16 protein-coding genes are annotated in these 19,055 nt (G+C 46.8%); 1 reads left to right on the top strand and 15 read right to left on the bottom strand.

All coding sequences use genetic code 11. The features are described from left to right. The gene (locus tag KAI37_RS11070) at positions 1 to 924 is read right to left on the bottom strand and encodes a PLP-dependent cysteine synthase family protein (protein ID WP_023988377.1); all 924 of its coding nucleotides are present in this window, start codon (positions 922 to 924) and stop codon (positions 1 to 3) included. A 254-nt stretch (positions 925 to 1,178) separates the two neighbouring features. Between KAI37_RS11070 and KAI37_RS11065 the strand changes: the two genes are divergently transcribed. After that, the gene (locus tag KAI37_RS11065; RefSeq protein WP_025724182.1) at positions 1,179 to 1,541 is read left to right on the top strand and encodes a hypothetical protein; all 363 of its coding nucleotides are present in this window, start codon (positions 1,179 to 1,181) and stop codon (positions 1,539 to 1,541) included. A gap of 119 nt (positions 1,542 to 1,660) precedes the next feature. Here the strand turns inward: KAI37_RS11065 and KAI37_RS11060 are convergent, their stop codons facing one another. The 14 genes from KAI37_RS11060 to KAI37_RS10995 form a co-directional block, all read right to left on the bottom strand. After that, complete coding sequence (locus KAI37_RS11060; protein ID WP_013310098.1) at positions 1,661 to 1,960, bottom strand: DUF6509 family protein; 300 nt, start codon at positions 1,958 to 1,960, stop codon at positions 1,661 to 1,663. After that, the gene (locus tag KAI37_RS11055; protein ID WP_220031258.1) at positions 1,954 to 3,921 is read right to left on the bottom strand and encodes an ATP-dependent DNA helicase; all 1,968 of its coding nucleotides are present in this window, start codon (positions 3,919 to 3,921) and stop codon (positions 1,954 to 1,956) included. Before KAI37_RS11055 ends, KAI37_RS11060 begins: the two co-directional genes overlap by 7 nt. 291 nt (positions 3,922 to 4,212) lie before the next feature. Then, on the bottom strand, positions 4,213 to 5,217 hold the full coding sequence (locus tag KAI37_RS11050; protein ID WP_071640727.1) for an ABC transporter substrate-binding protein: 1,005 nt from the start codon (positions 5,215 to 5,217) through the stop codon (positions 4,213 to 4,215). 100 nt (positions 5,218 to 5,317) lie between these two features. After that, positions 5,318 to 5,836, bottom strand: a complete 519-nt coding sequence (locus KAI37_RS11045) for an RDD family protein (RefSeq protein ID WP_220031257.1) — start codon at positions 5,834 to 5,836, stop codon at positions 5,318 to 5,320. Between the two features lie 392 nt (positions 5,837 to 6,228). Next, the gene (locus tag KAI37_RS11040) at positions 6,229 to 7,371 is read right to left on the bottom strand and encodes a glycoside hydrolase family 88 protein (RefSeq protein ID WP_071640723.1); all 1,143 of its coding nucleotides are present in this window, start codon (positions 7,369 to 7,371) and stop codon (positions 6,229 to 6,231) included. A 56-nt stretch (positions 7,372 to 7,427) separates the two neighbouring features. Continuing rightward, positions 7,428 to 9,338 carry a glycosyl hydrolase gene (locus tag KAI37_RS11035; protein WP_220031256.1) on the bottom strand — a complete coding sequence of 637 codons (1,911 nt, stop codon included), beginning with the start codon at positions 9,336 to 9,338 and terminating at the stop codon, positions 7,428 to 7,430. A 28-nt stretch (positions 9,339 to 9,366) separates the two neighbouring features. Then, positions 9,367 to 11,271: a heparinase II/III domain-containing protein gene (locus KAI37_RS11030; protein WP_220031255.1), complete on the bottom strand. Its 1,905-nt coding sequence runs from the start codon at positions 11,269 to 11,271 to the stop codon at positions 9,367 to 9,369. Between the two features lie 207 nt (positions 11,272 to 11,478). Beyond that, a complete protein-coding gene (locus KAI37_RS11025; RefSeq protein ID WP_076294136.1) occupies positions 11,479 to 12,471 on the bottom strand; it encodes a cation diffusion facilitator family transporter in 993 nt (330 codons plus the stop codon). Positions 12,472 to 12,729: 258 nt separating this feature from the next. Continuing rightward, positions 12,730 to 12,999: a 30S ribosomal protein S14 gene (gene rpsN / locus KAI37_RS11020; RefSeq protein WP_028542369.1), complete on the bottom strand. Its 270-nt coding sequence runs from the start codon at positions 12,997 to 12,999 to the stop codon at positions 12,730 to 12,732. 270 nt (positions 13,000 to 13,269) lie between these two features. Continuing rightward, positions 13,270 to 14,238, bottom strand: a complete 969-nt coding sequence (locus KAI37_RS11015; protein ID WP_053325319.1) for an ABC transporter ATP-binding protein — start codon at positions 14,236 to 14,238, stop codon at positions 13,270 to 13,272. Next, positions 14,231 to 15,214, bottom strand: coding sequence for an ABC transporter ATP-binding protein (locus tag KAI37_RS11010; RefSeq protein ID WP_220031254.1), 984 nt, complete (start codon positions 15,212 to 15,214; stop codon positions 14,231 to 14,233). The genes KAI37_RS11015 and KAI37_RS11010 overlap by 8 nt, the downstream gene beginning before the upstream one ends. 13 nt (positions 15,215 to 15,227) lie before the next feature. Continuing rightward, on the bottom strand, positions 15,228 to 16,154 hold the full coding sequence (gene opp4C, locus KAI37_RS11005; RefSeq protein ID WP_069079650.1) for an oligopeptide ABC transporter permease: 927 nt from the start codon (positions 16,152 to 16,154) through the stop codon (positions 15,228 to 15,230). A gap of 15 nt (positions 16,155 to 16,169) precedes the next feature. After that, complete coding sequence (locus KAI37_RS11000) at positions 16,170 to 17,123, bottom strand: ABC transporter permease (protein ID WP_023988364.1); 954 nt, start codon at positions 17,121 to 17,123, stop codon at positions 16,170 to 16,172. 107 nt (positions 17,124 to 17,230) lie between these two features. Then, positions 17,231 to 18,952: an ABC transporter substrate-binding protein gene (locus KAI37_RS10995; protein ID WP_199767840.1), complete on the bottom strand. Its 1,722-nt coding sequence runs from the start codon at positions 18,950 to 18,952 to the stop codon at positions 17,231 to 17,233. Positions 18,953 to 19,055 lie beyond the last annotated feature (103 nt).

Here is a 19,055-nt window from a genome sequence, read left to right as displayed (position 1 = left end):
TTATATCCCGCCTTCATATATTTTTTTGCTCAGATAACGTTCGCTGCTATCCGGGAAAATGGTAACAATATGTGCGCCATCCGGTGCATTTTCGGCTTCCAGTAAAGCGGCATGTAAAGCAGACCCTGAAGAACTGCCAACGAGAAGACCTTCACGTGCAGCCAGTTCCTTGACACGGTCAAAAGCATCGACATCGCTAATGGTGTGAATGGCATTAAAATATCCTTTATCCACAAATTCAGGGATTAATTCCATGCCAATTCCTTCCGTTTTATGTGGACCTGACTCGCCGCCATTCAAAATGGACCCTTCCGGCTCCACGATGACCGTTTTAAGGGCTGCATTTTGTTCCTTAAGATAACGCGAGGTTCCCATAAACGTTCCCCCCGAGCCTGCACCTGCCACAAATACGTCCACTTTGCCGTCCAGATCGTTCCATATTTCAGGTCCCATTGTCGTATAATATGCCTCGGGATTATCCGGATTACTAAATTGCCGTGGCAAGTATGCATCTTTTATTTCAGCAGCCAATTCTTTTGTTTTTTCGATAGCTCCTTTCATCCCCTCACTTGTCGGGGTATGAACGATGCGTGCTCCCAATGCCTTCATCAGGTCCTGCTTCTCTTGGCTGAACTTCTCAGGCACAGCAAAAATAACCGAGATATTATAATGAAGCGCCGCCATCGCAAGACCAATACCTGCGTTGCCTGCTGTTGCTTCAATTAATGTCCCACCTGGCTTCAGCTGACCTGTTTTTAATGCTTTTTCAATTAGAGCCTTACCTACCCGATCCTTTACGCTGCCGCCGGGGTTCATAAACTCCAGCTTCGCAAACAGGCGAATTCCTCTCGGTAGAGAATAGCTGTTCAGCTCCACTAATGGCGTACGTCCGATGAGTTCAAGGGTATTTTGATATACATTCATAATTTCAAGCTCCTTTTAATGGCGAATCCAAAATAAACCAATGGTCAAAATTAACGCCTATTGTCGGAGAAGTTCGCTATCATCTCCGAGAAAACACAGTAATACGGTAAGTATTGATGCAATAAGATTTTATGTGTATTTGAAGCTTTTGTCAAATGGACCAGTCACAATACCCACACACCCTGCCTGCTTGCTCGATATGATAGAGAAGATGTCACAAAATATCCCCGTGCAACATAAGGAGGAGTTCATATATGGGAAAGCAATTTCTGAAGATAGCTGCCGTATATTTTGCCCTCAGTGTGCTGCTTAGTGTAATTATTGGCTTGTCGGGTGATTACAGCCTGTCCAATGTTCAGTCTCATATCCATTTGTTGGGTTGGATTGCACTTGGAATTATAGGTCTGATCTATGTGAACTTTCCTGCACTTTCAGTTACTATTCTGGCACATATCCATTTTTGGATGCATAATATCGGTCTGCCTGTGTTGATATTGGCGATTATAGGTGAAAATCACGAGGTTCCAGAGGCTGGAGTTTGGATCGCCATAGGGTGGGTGTTACTCGCGGGGGGGACTATGCTGTTTATGGTGAATGTGTGGGATAGACTGCGCTAGAGCAAATAAGTTCTCTTCATTTGACCATAAAAAAAGGAGCCTGATCATGTCAGGACTCCTTGATATCTTCATTATATGTTAGCTATACACCAACTGTGCTAGCTAAGTGTTCTATACTGTTACTTCACTGTTTCATCCTGTACATGTTCTTTACAGAAGTTCTCAACAGCTTGCAACTCATCATCTTCAAGTTCAAGATCAATGTAACGATTCGTTACTTTTTCAATTAATTCATACTTTAGCAGTCCCGTCTTTTCTTCGTCTACTAAATAAAGACAACGGATATACAGTCCGTTTTCAGTGTATAGCTCGTCGTCCTCCTCTACCTCTACATCAATGATAAATTCATAACGCTGTCCAGTCAAAATACCAAAAGCATCTTTAATCTGATCTACTGTGTACGTTGTAAAATTCAACATGTTTTTATTCCCTCCGGGTTTCCTTCAATTACGGTGCATTCTACGCCCGCAGGCAGTAGTTGTTCAACTTGTGTGCGTACTTCTTGACGACTCAAATCCTGGCCCATGATGGATATCCAGCCTCGATCATTACGCGAGCGAATTAAACGCCCTATGCCTTGTCTGAGTCTAAGTGCCATGTGAGGCATATCTATCTGAATAAACGGATCTGCTGCATCCTTGCGCAGAGCCGTAAAAACCGGATCATTCGGAGGAAATGGCAGTGACCAGATAATGACGTGCGACAGAGACGGTCCAGGAATATCCAATCCTTCCCATAATGTAACAGCGCACAACACACTTTCCTCATCATTCTGAAAAGCTGAGATCAGATGGCTGATTTCAGCCGAACCTTCGTACAGAAAACGATAGGCTGATGCCTCCGGGTAAGCAACGAGATCCTTCTTGAATGCAGCCAATTCCTCCTGTGAAGGAAACAGGATAAGCGCTCTTCCCTGCGATTTCTCCAGCAGTGCCAGCGCTCTCTGGATTGGATCGTGCCCTTCTTGCAACGGGTACAGTGCAGCTTGCATCTGATCGCTGTAGTCATAAGGTGAAGCAACAGAAAACGTTAGCGGATTTTCAATACCGAGACTCTGCGCCATATAGTCAAAAGAGCTCTCTACGGAAAGTGTAGCTGAAGAGAATACGATTGGTATATGCTGCGCAAATACTCGTTCTTTGAGAATCTCTTTTACCATCTTCGGCATAACCACAAGCGTTAATCCATCCTGATCCTCCATCACCCACGAAATGAGAAGTTCAGGACGCTTAAACAAAGCCAATGCGGTTTGAATCATTTCCAAATGTTCTTCCACAATTTTGACTTGATACTCATCCAAAGAGAATAGCCCGCTTTCAAATACAAGCTCTTCCTCAATCGTGCCGATCAGTTCACCAAAGCGGTTTACCTCTCGAATTAGTGACTCATTCAGGATGAACTCCTTGCGATTAGAACCCTGTACAGGCTGACTGTTCTTATCAAGCGCAGCGAACAAAGCCTCACTTTGGGAGATCGCATCTTCGATCGTCATTGCCAAAGATTCTCGCACTTCCCCCTCGAGTAGTCGGGTAATAATAGACTCAAACTGAGCGTGCTTAAGCTTGTAGGTAAGTGCATTTTGTGCCGCTGTCTCCAGCAGATGCCCTTCGTCAAAGACGACAGAGCTGTGCTCCGGCAGCAACGGCAGCTGACCCTCGCGTTTTCTCGCTTCGTAGGTCCATACATGCTCCATATAAAAGTCATGGGAGCAAATGACCAGATCTGCCGCTTTGCGGTAATGATCACGAGACAACGTCTGACCGCAACGATGGCGCTGATGGCAAACGAGACAGTCTTGAAATACATCCCATCCGAGTCTGCTCCACTGTCCATCTGTTAGCTCGGGATACTCCTTCCGATTTCCGTAAGGAGTGAAGGACTGTAACGTATCTGGAAAATGAACAAAATCCGGCAGTTCCTGATAAATATCCCGGAAAACATCTGCGTCCTCATCCAGTCCGCCTCGCACCTCATCCAGCTTATTCAGGCAAATATACTGATCCGGCGACTTCCCCAATCTGGCATCAATCGTCAGACTCAAATGCCGTGCCAGCTTGGCGATATCCCCTTCCGGCTTTACCAATTGTTCAATTAACGATTCATCCGCACAGGCGATAATCGCCGGTTTTCTCATGTATCGGGCATATGCAATAGCGTACAGCAGGTATACCAGCGTTTTACCAGTGCCCACACCTGCTTCTGCAAAAATGGTCTTTTTTTCCTTATAGGCACGCTCTAGCTGGAATGCCATATAAATTTGTTCATCCCGAACCTCAAAGCCGACTTCAGGCAAAACTTCATAAAATACATCCGCAATCCAGTCACTTGCCTGCTCAATAAACGGCTTGGACGGATCAAAGGCAAAAGGGTAAGTAGTCAATCGGGCTGTGCCTCCAATTCGTTCATAATGTGCATCCTTTCATTATAACGCAAAACAAGCTAAAAAGAACATGAAAACTGTAAGAACAGCTTACATTTTTTATTTCTCCATGAAATTCTATAAATAAAGGACATCAGGGTTCGTTTGTGTGAGTACGCTACGAGGAGGATTTGGCGAAGAATTTGGTGGAGAAAGCTTGATAAGAGATAGGTTAAGCAAGGGAAGTATTCATAGCATAATGAGAAAACAAAGAAACCAGCTAATGCTTTCAGGCACTGGCCGGTTCCATGTTTACTTTTGCTTCATCAGATCTGGAATTTGTTCAAGAAGCCGTTCTCTCGTGATGGCATCATCAAAATTCCATGAGCTGTCGAGCGTGTATACCCGTTTGTTTTGAACGGCGGGAATGGTCTTCCATATTTCACTGTTCATCAGATTATTAGTAACTGCAACTGTTTCTTTACTCTGATCCGACAGAATAAATAGTTCATCCCCGATAAATGCAGGAAGCACCTCGTTAGAAATGGTAGCAAAACGCTCTTTTTTATCAATCAGGTCTGTTTGTACCTTGGGAGCCGGTTTAAAGCCAAGCACATCATACAAGGACACGGATGCACCCTGATGTCCCATAACATACAGGTTTTTACCCATAACTAACAGCACTGTCGCTGTCTCTCCTGGCTTAATGTCAACATCCAGCTTGGCCTTCATTTGTTTGGCCTTCTCGTCATATAAGGTTTTGAATTGGTCTGCCTCTTTAGTTTTTCCAAGAAGTTTACCTAGCTCCTGCATACGTTCAAAAGTTGCCTGTTCGGAATTGAGAGCCACGGTAGGTGCAATTTTAGCTAACGTATCAATCGCCTTTTCATCCCAATTGTCGTGAAGAATAAGGTCCGGTTTCAGCATCGTCACTTTTTCCAGATTCACCGGGTAGCCTACATCGGTAATATCCTTGGTAAGGTCCGCGTACACAATTTGTGACTGAATGACACTCAGACTCGCACCTGCTGGACGTACACCCAAGGCAAGCAAATCCCCCGGATCACTGCCTACATAAACGATCCGCTGTGGATTTACCGGAATCGTTACTTTACGTTTTTGAGAGTCTGTATATTCTCGGGTGGTCGACGTTGTTGATGCCTCTTCCTTTTGAACCGTGCTGTTTGCAGCCTGTCCTGCTGTAGGGGAAGTTTGGGCAACATTTCCTTGAGAGCTACAAGCTGATAGTACAACGGCTATAATGAGCAGTACTCCCGCCAGTATAGGGAGTTTGGTCGATTTTTTTACATGTAGCATATGGATGTATCCTCCAAGTTATATAGTCTACAGAAAATGATAATCATTATCATTGACTTAATATTACATAATAGACCCATTTTCTGCAACGGAAATTTCCTTAATTCATGATATTAGAAGCTACTGGAGGGAAGGGCAATTGTTGCTGATGTCGTTGCAACTCTTTTTTATTCACAACTAAAGTGTTGGTACAAAGATCGTGGACTCCCTGTTTCTTCGCAGTAAAAGCGACCACAATATAAATAAGACGTAAAATCACAAAAGTAATAGCTTTAATCCAGTAACGCCCGGAAGCGTGCCAGAATTCAAGCCGCTTTCCTTCCTTGTTCACTACAATTAGAGAAAACATAAGCTTACCTGGTGTTGCTTTTACCTTCGATGATTCCCATAACACACAGTACAACCATGGCACTACGAGCCATAAGATCAGCGGCCACAACATAAGCAGTACTTGTATGAAACCCGTCTCCTTTATGCCCAGAAGATCTGGGATAATGTAAATTGCGCCCCCTACTAAAAGGACTATGGCAGTAAGGATGATCAGATCAATCACAAACGCTGCCGTTCTTATCCAAAATCCTCCGTATATTCTTTTTGTACAATCGCTTGATGCTGTCATGATATGTATAACTCCTTTTGCAAATGATATTTAAAATCCAGTTTATTCCTTTATCCAAGAAGATATCATACGGTTACCCACCTATATTGTCAATTTACGAGCAAATACTCTTAAACAAGTAAAAGGACCTATTTCCATGCATCAAAATGAAATTTTTCATAGGAGTTAAGAGCTTATGTACAATGATTTTTCTCTGATTGGGTACAAAATAGGCGCAGCCACAATCTCTTAACCCCCTATTAGTAGTACTTTGGCATCGAAATAAATCCAGCCTTTTCATGCATAAAAAAACAGCGTATATGTAAATGAAATTACACACACGCTGTCTCACAATTCATTCCGTAAATCTGACAAATTATAGGACAATTAAATATGAGTTCGTTCTTGCACGCTTATACACTATATTTTTTGCATTCAACACTAAACAAACCTTCTTCACCGCGCAGCTTTGCCAATGCCTCGACAAAGAAATAATCGCCATAGATAATGGGAACGTTGATGTATTTTTGTTCAGGATAATGTACGGTCCCGTTCATCAGCAATCCCTCATGCTCCTCGCCCCACGCCGTACACGTATGATGCAAGCCCTCGAGGATAGATGCTGCAGCTTCTGTAAAATGCTCTGCACGCATCGAATATTTTGCCAGCTCCAGCAAACCACTGGCCGCAATTGCCGCCGCCGATGAATCCCATGCCCCGCGGTGCTCTTCTTCTGCTCTAAAATCCCACACAGGCAGGCAAGCATCGCCCAGCTGGGATAGGAAAAAATCAGCTGTGTTCTCGGCCACCTTCAAATAACGCGAATCGCGCGTGTACCCATACGAAAGCGTAAAACCATACAGAGCCCAAGCCGTGCCACGTGCCCAGGCAGAACCGGGAGCAAATCCCTGTCCGCCATGCTCGGCTACCTTTTTTCCAATCTCCGGATCGAATTCGATCACATGTGCGATAGAACCGTCCGAACGGACAAATTCACGTGCTATGGTATCTGCATGCTGCACAGCGAGAGCGGCAAAACGCGGATCTCCGCTTTCCTCCGAAGCCCAATAAAGCAAAGGTAGATTCATCATACTATCTATAATCGCAACGCCCCGTGTATCCATGTCCTTCGAGGGGAAGTTCCACGCGCGAATAAAACGGCCATTCACGTTAAAACGGGCAGCCAGCAGATTGGCAGCTAATAACCCACGTCTTTTGGAATCAGAATCTCCGTTCAATCGATGGGCGGCCACGCCGCTGAGCAGCCAAATAAAGCCAAGATCATGGTCTACAGCTTCGCTATTATAGAGTATTTTTTCCAAACGACCCTCGCACCGCTGTGCAATCCCGGCGGCCACACTGTCAGGACGCGCCCGATTGGCTAGCCATAGCAGTCCCGGATAAAAACCTGCTGTCCACCACGCTTCTTCACGATTATCATAACGTCCATCCTCAGCAACATGTGGAAAAGCGTCCCCCAGTCTTGCCGCCAAGGCAAGCGTCTTATCCAAAGCCAGCTCCCACGATTGCTCCAGCCACGCTTCTGATTTCGTCATTTCTTTTTCCTCTCCTTTTTCCACATGTTAAACCATATTTATGGCTCCAGCTCTATCTATTCAGGTAACCGAATGATAAAGGAAATGCGATTACCTTCACATTCCAGACGCGCTCCCTTAAGTAAACCATTCCGACAGGCCACAGAAGCTAGTTCTTCCGGCCAAACCACGTTCGTTCCATCCGTCGTCGGGATGACTTCAAGGCTTGCACCTGCGTATTCTACTCGAATGCTTTCCGTTTCTTTCCCAGCTGACATGACATGATGAATAACGCTGCGCTCCCGACCGTCGTACGCCATTAGGGGAATAAGTGCCCCTACATTCTGAATATTGCCTTGAAGCTCATACGCCACTTCAATTTTGCCCGGTACCTGACGATAATGCGTTCGGATTTCCCTCACTCCCGGGAAGGGGCCTTCCCACAGGAGTGTAAAATCCGTTGCTCCGTCAAACGCTGAGCTTTGTTCCATCTGTACGGTTCCTCCACCATCCTGCGGGTCAATCCCTCCATCCCGATCGAACTCCATCGTACCGGGAATGCCTTCCGACAAGCTGTGCCACTTTCCGTCCTCCGTTTGCCAGGCGGGGGTATAGCTCAGCGGGAAAATATCTCCCTCCGCGAAGCCTGTAAAGCCGCGGTCTGCATGACCTGCTGAGGACGGACCGATCAGCGACGGCAGCGCAGACTGCTGAATACGCACGATGCCCGGAACATTGTACGGGTCGTTGACCGATGTTTGCACAAGCATTTGCTGCCCGTCTACGGCTGCAATGACAGTCTGGAACCAGCCATCCGTTTCCAACACCCGGCTGCCGATCTCCGCCGGGATGAAGGTTGGAGAAATGTGATCCATCTCCTCCCCATATAGAAGGGTGTGGGCCAGCACAGCCACCGTCCACAGACTGTAGCAGGTATGATTTGAGTACACCTCAAAGCCATGTCGTGCCTCGGACGAATAATGGTTGCGGACGATATGTAGCTTGCCGTCATCCGTCTGCCAGCGACTAATCGCTTGCCAGCATAGATCTGCTGCCCGTCGGAACGCACCTGCGAGCCCATGCTCTCCTGCTGAAATAGCCTGCTGAGCATGTGTTGTAAAGACAAAGGCCGCCGCCGCTTCGTTCCACTGATGCTGGGCGCTTCTTCCACGCGGCGGAATTTCCCCGTGCGGTGATAGCGCCAGTAATGTGCTGAGCGCCCCCCTGCGAAGGTGGTCACGCAGTTCGAGTGCGCAGCTGCCATCATATCCGTTCTCCAGCATCACGCCCAGATGAAAACGTGTAACGATATCGTAGGCAAATGGGCTATTGGGCCGACCCAACGGACCATCCTGATACAGGCCCAACCCGGTAAAACGAGGCAAATGGTAGCTGCGGATATACGTCTCCATCCATTCCGAATCGGCTGCAATTCCTTCCGTTGCACGCAAAAACTCGCCGGAAATCATAATCGCATTCCAGTTGATCATCCGGTTCGGATTTTTCATTTTGCTCATCGTAAAAATGTAGGTCTGCTCCGGCTGAATTCTGCTCAGTTGCTGCTTCCATGCCATGGCTTGTTCTGGTAGCAGATTTTTAAGGAGCCGATACGCTCCCATCATCATAATTGGAAAAAAGTCTGGGTGGTGATCTGGCGCTTTTTCCTCCACTACACAAGCTATGCTATGCGTCAAGGCCGCAGCAGCAGATTCCAGTAAATCATGCCGGCCTTCTTTGACCAACACAGCCGCAGCCAACGCATAGGAGGGGGTGGAGTAGTACCGTTCACTTTCAGAATGGGGGTCAATGATAGCTCCGGTATCATCCTGATGCAGGGCATATGCGCGAACCAGCTTTTCCAGCACAGCCAGCTTATGTTGGTGAGTCCATCCGTCATTCACTCGATTTGGCGCGCTTTCCACCTGTTTTATAAATCTCTCCAGCTCCGTCTGCCAAGGGTACACGCTGCCTGTCTGCAGCTTATTCATCCTGTCTGCCTCCCATTCAAAATGAAAATTAATGTATGGTAAAAAACAGATCGCAATCTACGCTTGCAGAACCGTTCCATTGATTGGAGTCCAGTTGCAGCGATGTTTTATAAAACACAAAGGGAGCTCCGTCATGATCTATGTGCCTCACAGCCTCCAACCCCGCCCGCAGCACGCCGGCATCATAATCTAGCCTGACGACTGCGTTCGCTCCCTTCCATTCCACGAAGCCTGCTCCCAGATTAGGCTGAATACGGCTGATGAAAACCTCCTCCACATCCCGTGACTTCATACTCACACCTGACGTTTCAAACTCAAAATGATCGGTGACGGTAAGCCTTGCCCCCTCGTTTCCCTCCAGCACATTCCATGTAAAGGAGCGGGTGAAAACCGCCAATTCTTCCACAGGATAAGCAGATGTCAAATCAAGCTTAAGCCTTGTGCCCGTCTGTATCTCCTCCTGCTCATCCAAAGCAATATCCAGCACAACCGCCTTTGCCTGTGTGCCCGATTGCTGCATAGTCCCATTGATGACAGGCACGGAATGACCGCCGGAGGAGATATTGATAATCGACTCTCGTCCCGATGAAAAATAGGCTTTCGTGTACAGGCCTGCTCCCAGATCACACAATATATTTTCGCCACCGTCATGAAGGATGAAATGTCCCAGATCGTTATGATTGTGCGGTTCATTGTTATGCCCAGCCTTCGCTGAAAATGCAAGCATGACACCTGGTTCACCCTTTTGGCTTCCGAGTCCACTATGGCTGGAACTGCGGCTGCGGCACATCAGCCAACCGAGTTGCGGCAAATAATTGGTAACGGTCTCACCGCTCCCGAATGCCAGAGGATTCGTCCAGACCAGGTTGCGCAATACATGAGCCCAGCGGCGACAGGGGTCTTCCAATAGACCAGGTACGCGGAAAGGGAGTGTAGATGGTCGTTCTTGCAATGAATTCAAATGAGAGATGAGTCCGGAAGGCAATCGTTCAGTTTCGCTACTGTCCGAATAATTAGCGAAAATGCCATTCGACAGATGAACCCGCTCTGCAAAGGCTGCGATTTGCCTAACCTTTTCCGAGTTCAGAATATCCACAGCTCCCTCGGTAAACTCACGCAGCATATCGGCAAAATAAGTGAAATAACCAAAGCCGTATACCCAGTAACCTACGCCTTCGGGACATCCCCCATCCTCTCTGTAGCCTGCCAAAAAACAATCCAGCGCGCCCAGCATACTCTCGATGGCTACCGCTCTGGAAAAGTCGTCTTCTACCAGCAGCAATGCTGCAATTCCGCAACCGGAAGCACATACTGCCGACCAATTATGATCTGCGGTTTCCCATCCAAAATGACGAGGCTTCCAAAAAACGGGTTCCAGCACACGACGTTCGATCTCTTCATGCACCTGAGCGACCACATGGCTAGCCAGTTGTTCTCCTAGCAGCAATAAAATTTCAACCAGCGTTTGTGCTGTTTCGGACGCGAATAAATCCACCTGCTGCCAAGGCGGGGTTACTGGGTCCTCTTCATTGACATGTGCAGGAAGCGCCCATGTGTACTCGCTGCATATGTCCAGCAGACCGCTTTCCACCTCTTTCATCTTTCGAGGCTCCGGCTTGACAACAGCTTCCAGCACTATAGCAACCAGTCGTCCACGCCGTTCAAAGTACACATCCTCATACGGCTTGCGCTCTCCTGTATTAGCAAATTCCCGAAACAGAGACAACGGCAGTTCAGGCCATGATGCTTCCCGATTATCTTTACAGACACGCTCAATATCCATCCAAAGCTCGGCGTATATCGGCTCAGAGACAGTCGTCCGCAGCCTTTTTGTCCAATTACTCCTTAACCGTTGCCTTACTGAATCCTGCATGCCGCCAGCCAGCGCCTTAACGAGCCGCGAAGCAGGCCAAGCCTCCCTCAGAAGACTCATTTGCATTTCCTCCCCATGAGAAGCATTTGTTTCACCTTCTTTTTTTGTTAACGCTTTCATTGTATCTAACAATCATCCTAAATTCAAAGGGGTAGTAAAACAATTGAGAAAAAATAAAAGAACCTCGATGCCCCGTTGCCGTGGTCATGGAAGTTCTTGTTTTACACTATTGCCAATCCCCGTCCAGATTCGCTTTGATCATTTTTTCTAAACTGTGGGTTTCTCTTGTTTCCACTTTCTAATCCCGTCATCTTCCAGAATACCCAATGCTGCATCTGAGATATTAGGATCACGTAGCAAAGCGTCCTCGACTCTAAATTTAATATCGTCAGCATCTGCCAGCGTCATGCCCGGTGTAAGCTCAATCAACCCTTCCACGTGATAGTAGCGTCCCTCCTGCAAAATACGCATTTGATAAATATCCGTTACATGTGTATCTGCTAGAATAATGGAAGCCACACGTTCTTCGATATCAGGAGGAGCAGATACACCGATCAAGCCTACCATGTTGTCGTAACCGACCCGGAAAGCAACACCGACCATCAGACAACCGATGAGTATACTCGAAATTCCGTCCAGCAGTTTAAAATCTGTCAGTGAAGTAACCACTACTGCTAGCAGAGCAAGTATTCCACCCGTTGTTGCTACCAAATCTTCATAAAACACCAGACGGGTTGGCGGTGCAGCACGCCCCACATGGCGGAACGCAGTGGTGAAAATGCTTAGCCCCTTCGCTTCTACTCTCGATTCATGCAGCACTTCTTTCATCGCTTTGCTCCATACAAATCCGTCCACCACTAGTGACAAAATCAGCACTACTACATTAATCCAAAATCCATGTGTAGATTCAGCCGGATGCTGCAGCAAATGAATGCCTTCCAATGCGGTTTCATAGGCCATAATCGTTACGACAATAACGGCAACCATACAAAACAGGTTAATCACTCGTCCAAAGCCGGTAGGAAAGCGTTTTGTCGGTTTTTTCTCTGCCAATACACTGCCCGCGAATACAAACATTTGATTCACTGCATCCGCAATGGAATGCATCATCGTAGCAAACATAGAGCCGCTGCCTGTCAAGGCAAAAGCAATCCCCTTAATCAGAGCAATGCCGGTATTACCTAACGCAGCCGAGCCCGAGGATTTGTTTCCTTTTTTGACCATACTCCAAAAGGAGTCCTCTCTCTGTTTCACTTCCATCTTGTAGCTCCTCCTGAGGTATACATAATCTGATATATCCACATTATGTAATCGTTTGTTATGTATATTTTTAACCCGTCCATATTCTACCTAACCATCTGAGGAGAATCAATACAAACGATAATATTTTCCATGGAAAAGGAATGCCCCATGTCCCCCTACGACATGAAGCATTCCCGTTACAACCTTCTATCAGACATATCCTCAGGTTAACAACACAGATAATCTCCATGCGCTGACGATCGACATAAGTGCTGTTTACCAGCTTGATTTCGTAATTCCTGGAATTTGGCCTTTATGTGCCAACTCGCGGAACGCGATACGAGACAGCTTGAATTTGCGCAAGTATCCTCTAGGTCTGCCTGTCAGCTCGCATCGGCTTTTCAGGCGGGTTGGAGATGAGTCACGCGGAAGCTTTTGCAAAGCTTCGTAGTCCCCTTTTGCTTTCAATTCACGTCTCAGGTCCGCATATTTAGCTACAATTTCCTGGCGTTTCTTCTCTTTTACGACTTTTGACTTCTTGGCCATGTAAAGCTCCTCCTTGTGATATATGCCAATCATGAAGGTTCACCATCACTACCGCGAGATTGATGAACACGGATATGGACATGATTTTATAGCTTAAATAGTAATCATTACGATTAATATTTAATATAACGCTGCTCCAGGTGTGTTGTCAACCCAAGCGGTTTGAATCACGACATTAAAAAGCCGTTGAAACAGCAGCCCCCTTCACTCTTGTGAACGGTCTGTCGTTTCAACGGCTTTAAAATTTGCTGACTGACTTTGTGACTTTGTTCATTCAGCCAAATGGCAAGCTACCCAATGATCTGGACGAGCCTCACGATAGAGTGGAATCTCTTTGGAGCAACGGTCGATTGCAAACGGACAGCGGGTATGGAACTTGCAGCCTGAAGGAGGGTTAACCGGACTTGGAATATCCCCCTTGAGCAAAATGCGTTCTCTCTTCAGCTTCGGCACCGGAATAGGTACAGCCGACAGCAACGCCTTCGTATACGGATGCAATGGATTCCCGAATAGCTCGTCACGCGATGCCGTTTCGACCATGGAGCCTAAATACATCACGCCAATACGGGAACACAAATGTTCCACCACGCTCAAATCATGCGAAATGAACAAATATGTCAGACCCCGTTCAGCCTGCAATTTGGCGAATAGGTTAATAATCTGCGCCTGTATGGACACATCCAGCGCTGATACCGGCTCATCAGCGATAATTAGATCCGGCTGAAGCGCCAGCGCTCGGGCAATGCCGATCCGTTGGCGTTGACCTCCCGAAAATTCATGGGGAAAACGGTCGATATGATACTCTGACAATCCACATAGCTTGAGCACGTCCAGCACAATCTGCCGGACCTCCTCCTTCGTTGCTATACCGTGATCCAGTAGCGCCTCACCAATGGCATCACCAATCCGTACACGCGGATTCAGCGAGCTATATGGGTCTTGAAAGATCAGCTGAATTTTGGGACGAAGTTCCTGCATCCCTTTGGCAGACAAGCTATGGAGATCCACCCCTTTGTATTTTACGGTACCGTCCGTTTTATCCGTCAATCTAACAATCGTGCGGCCCACCGTGCTTTTACCGCTCCCCGATTCCCCTACCAATCCGAAGGTTTCACCCTGACGGATCGTAAAGCTGATATCGTCTACCGCCCGCACATGTCCTGAAGTACGGTTCATAAACCCGGACTTCACCGGAAAGTACGTTTTTAAGCGGTCTATTTCCAACAATGGCTCAGCCATGAACAACCGCCTCCTCATATAACCAGCAGGATGCTTTCTGCTGAGCTGAAACTTCTTTTAATGTAGGCTCCTTTACACGACAAATGTCCATGCACTGCCCACAGCGGTCATGAAAATAACAGGAAGTCGTCAGCTCCAGCGGATTAGGTACCTGCCCGGGAATGGAATACAGTTCATCTTGGCGCTGATTAAGCACCGGTTTGGATTTTAGTAACCCTTGTGTATAAGGATGCTTGGGATGATTAAACAGCTGTACCACTTCGCCTTCCTCGACGATCTTGCCTGCATACATCACAATGACGTAATCAGCCATTTCGGCGACAACACCCAGATCATGGGTGATTAGCATGAGCGACATATTGGATCGGGCTTTAAATTCACGCAGCATATCCAGGATTTGCGCCTGAATCGTTACATCCAGCGCCGTGGTTGGCTCATCCGCGATAAGCAGCTTGGGAGCACAAGAAACAGCAATCGCAATCATAATTCGCTGCAGCATCCCCCCGCTCAGCTCATGCGGATAACTTTTTAAAATCTGATCCGGCCGGGATATACCGACCTGTTCGATCAGCTCCAGTGCTCGCTTACGAGCTTCCTTACGGCCCATTTTCAAATGCTCAATCAGTGGTTCGGATAGCTGTTCACCAATGGTCATGACCGGATTCAATGAAGACATCGGCTCCTGAAAGATCATGGATATTTCATGTCCGCGAATCGTGCGCATCTCATTTCTGCTAAGCTCTAGCAGATCGGTTTCCTCAAAGCGGATGCTTCCGCCTGCCACTTTACCACCGGGACTCTGGATCAGACCCATGATGGACATCGCGGTAATACTTTTGCCGCATCCCGATTCACCGACAATGCATACCGTTTCCCCCGGCTTCACACGGAAGCTGATATCATCCACCGCTTTAACCGTTCCTTCTTCTGTATAAAAATGAGTGCTTAAATGTTCAATAGAAAGTAAATTGTCCATGGTGTATGATCACCTACCTCTTATGTTTCGGGTCAAGTACATCCCTCAGCCCGTCACCAAAAATATTAATAGCGATGACTGTAGCAAAAATAGACAGGCCTGGCGGTATCCACAACCACGGTCGTTGCTGAAAATCCAGCACATTGTTAGCGGCATCAATCATGTTGCCCCAAGTCGGTGTCGTGGGCAGCACGCCAAGGCCAAAGAAGCTGAGTACAGATTCACTCAAGATAGCTCCGCCAATATTCAAAGTAGCGATAACGATCAATAACGGTAAAATATTCGGCAGCAGATGCTTGAACAGCTTTCGACGATTCGAGAGTCCCAGTACCGTCGCGGCTTGCATAAATTCACGTTCCCGCAAACTAAGCATCTGGCCCCTCACCATCCGTGCAATCCCCGGCCAGTTGACCAGACTAAGCATCAGCATGACAATATACATCCGTTGATCGGGTGGAACCTTCCAGTCAGATAGCAGCGCGCCCATAATAAATAGTAGGGGCAAACTGGGAATCGTCAGCAGCAAATCAGCAACGCGCATAATAATCTGATCCGCAATCCCGCGAAAATATGCGGATATGACCCCCAGCGTAGCCCCCAAAAAGACTGACAATACCATTGAAGCCAAACCCACAGTAAGAGAAATTTGACCTGCCTGCATCACACGTGTCAGCACATCCCGCCCCAGCTTGTCTGTTCCTAACCAGTGATGGATATTTGGCGCCTTGTTCATCATTAATATATTTGTTTTATTATCGGAATAAGGAGAAAATAGCGGACCGATAAAACAGAGCAAAAACATAAATACCACGACAAGCAGACCAGCCATAGCAAGCTTGTTTCTGAACAGCTGCCGGAGCGCTTGCTGCCACATTGAAGATTTAACAGTTGTTCGCAGTCTGCCGTTGCTCTTGCTCAAATTACTGCTCACGGATGACATTCCTTAGCCCCCTTCTTACACTTTCACACGCGGGTCCGCGATGCGATACAAAATATCGGACAACAGTGTCCCGATAACGCTCAATATGGCAATCAGCATCGTAAAGCCCATAAGTAGCGGATAATCCCGGAGCGAAAAGGATTGCATGTACAACTGACCGATTCCTGGCCAATTAAAAATCTTTTCAATAATCAGGGACCCGCCAAACAGCGCAGGTAATTCGAAGCCAACGAGCGTAATGGCAGGCAGCAATGCATTTCTCAATGCGTGCGTAAAAAGTACCTTTCTTTCCTTTAATCCCTTTGCACGGGCTGTGCGTATATAATCCTGCTGGATCACGTCGATCATATTGCTACGGAAGTAGCGGGTCAACGACCCCAGTCCCAGCAGCGTCATAACGATCACTGGCAAGGTCATATGCTGGAGAACCTCCTTCACATACTCCATACCTGTAGCGTTACTCCCCGTATTAAGCATGCCACCGGGTGGCAACCACTTCAGGTCAACCGCTGCGATTTTAATCAGATACAACCCGATAAAAAATGAGGGCACAGACATGGCAGCGAAAATCACCACCATTACCAAAGTATCAAACCATGAATACTGCTTATAAGCAGCAACCACACCGATAATGACCGCGATAAACCAGGTCAGGAAGGTCGATACAACGGCCAGCAAAAACGAGTTCCAGATATACTCATTAAATAAGGTCAGCACCGGCTTCTGCTGGGCAAGCGAATAACCAAAATTTCCATGCAGCGCATTGCCCAGCCAATTTCCATAGCGTTCAAGAATAGGCTTATTCAGGCCGTAAATTTCCCTCAGCTCCGCCTTTCTCTCTGGCGACAGCTTCAGATTGCCGCTAATGAAATCTCCCGGTGTCATGGCATACAGGAAAAAAATCATCATCGAAGCGGCCAACAAAATAATAACCATATACGTCAGTCTTTTCGTTAAAAACGAGCTCATGACAGACTCCTTTCAATTCAAGGTCAGGCTACTCATTACGTTTTCCCCATTTGGGAGGCCCCTTGATCCGAACCTGATGTTCTTCACAAGGGGCCCGCAAATGTGGCTTATTTAAGGGACCATTCGAACAGATTACCAGACAAGCCAATGAACGGACTGACCTTTACATGTTCCATCCGACCATTGTAGGCATATACCGTCTTCTTATAGTTGGTAAAAATAACGGGCAGTTCATCGTTTAGCAGCACATATAATTCTTGATATATTTTCTTACGTTCTTCCATATTCGTCGTAGACAAGCCTTTTTCATATAGCTCTTTTACCTTTGGATTGTTATATCCCTTGACTTCTCCATTGACGAATTGCTCGATTCCATCTGATGGATCTGTCAGCATGCCTGTCGAGAAGGCGGCAAGATCATAATCCTTACCTTCTACTTTGGCGACCATGGCATTAAAGTCTGCAAAGATTTCCGGCTGTAGGTCAACGCCAATCGCTTTGTAATTTTCAGCCGCAAGCGCAATAAAGGTGTCTGTTTCTGGACGTTTAGAGGTCAGCAGGTGAATGGTCAGCTTCTGACCGTTTTTCTCACGGATGCCGTCACTACCTTCTGCCCAGCCCGCTTCATCCAGCAGCTTTTTCGCTTGCTCTGGGTCGTAGTTGTATGGATTGATTCCATCGGTCGTGTAAGACCAGAATATTGGGGAAGCTGGAATGTTTGCGACCGCCCCTGCTCCCTGAGCTGCGTCGACATAAATGCTTTTCCGATCCAGTCCATAGGTCAATGCTTGACGAACCTTTTTATCTTTAAGCTTTTCATTTTCAAGATTTACTTGCAAATATCCATAAGTGCTCGGGGTATACGGCAAAATGTTTAAAAAGCCAAGCCCTTTTAGTTTGTCGATATTTTCCTGAGTTGCGGTGAATTGAGCAAAATCGGTATCGCCTGTTTCTATGAATTGCCAAGCGTCGCCTTCTGCTGTTTTGTAAATGAAATGCTGTGTTTTCGGTTTGCCTTTGAAAAAGTGATCATTCGCCTCCAGACGAACTTCTTGCCCTGGAATGAACTTTTCCAACTTATAAGCCCCATTTCCCAGAGGGCTACTATGTAAATTTTTAAAATAATCCAGCTCTCCGAACTTGTAATTCTTGCCGTAGTAGGCTTTGGACAGTACATAGTCACCCAGAATCGGCAGAGCCAGCGCGTTTGGTTTTTCCAACGTCGCAGAAATGGTCTGCGCATCAATCACCTTGATTCCTTCAATTTGTTTTGCCTTGCCTTCCGTATAGTCTTTGCCGCCTTTAATGTTCAGCTTTCGGATTTGGCTGTCACCAGGATAGGCTTTGTCATAGATCAACGTCCAGGTAAAAGCGACATCCTCTGCTGTCAAAGGAGAGCCATCACTGAATTTTGTACCGGGAACCAGATGAAACGTGTACGTTAGATTATCCTTGGAAATATCCCAGCTCTTAGCCAGATTGGGCAGCGGAAGTCCCTTCTCGTCTACCGTGACCAGCGGAGTCCACAACTGCGAAATCACATTGCCGTCATAGCCGCTTTGGTTAAAATACGGAGTAAACACCCCGGCTGGGTCAGTCAGACCAACAATAATCGTGTCGCTTCTCTTTTTGGACACTTCCGGCAATTTGGATAAATCTGAAGCTTGTACCAGACTTGTTAATGGCTGCGCTGTAGCGGCTGTCTGTGCGACATCACTATTTTGCGAAGTAGCATCATTAGCGCTATCTGATCCACCACTAGAGCAAGCTGCTAATAAGGTAGAACTTGCCAGAAGTAGACTGCTGAGTAGAATAATTCCCTTTTTCAAAATAATCCCCCCGAGTTAATTTAGTAAATTCCGATCGAACAAGTTGTAATTAATAAGATAAATCTCATTATAGGAATCTATTCCGGTTCTGTAAAGAGAGAAC

The sequence above is a fragment of the Paenibacillus sp. S25 genome (genome assembly GCF_019454085.1).
Lineage (GTDB): Bacteria > Bacillota > Bacilli > Paenibacillales > Paenibacillaceae > Paenibacillus > Paenibacillus polymyxa_B.
Note: the sequence above shows the minus strand (reverse complement) of the source record. Positions and strands in the feature narration are given on the sequence as shown.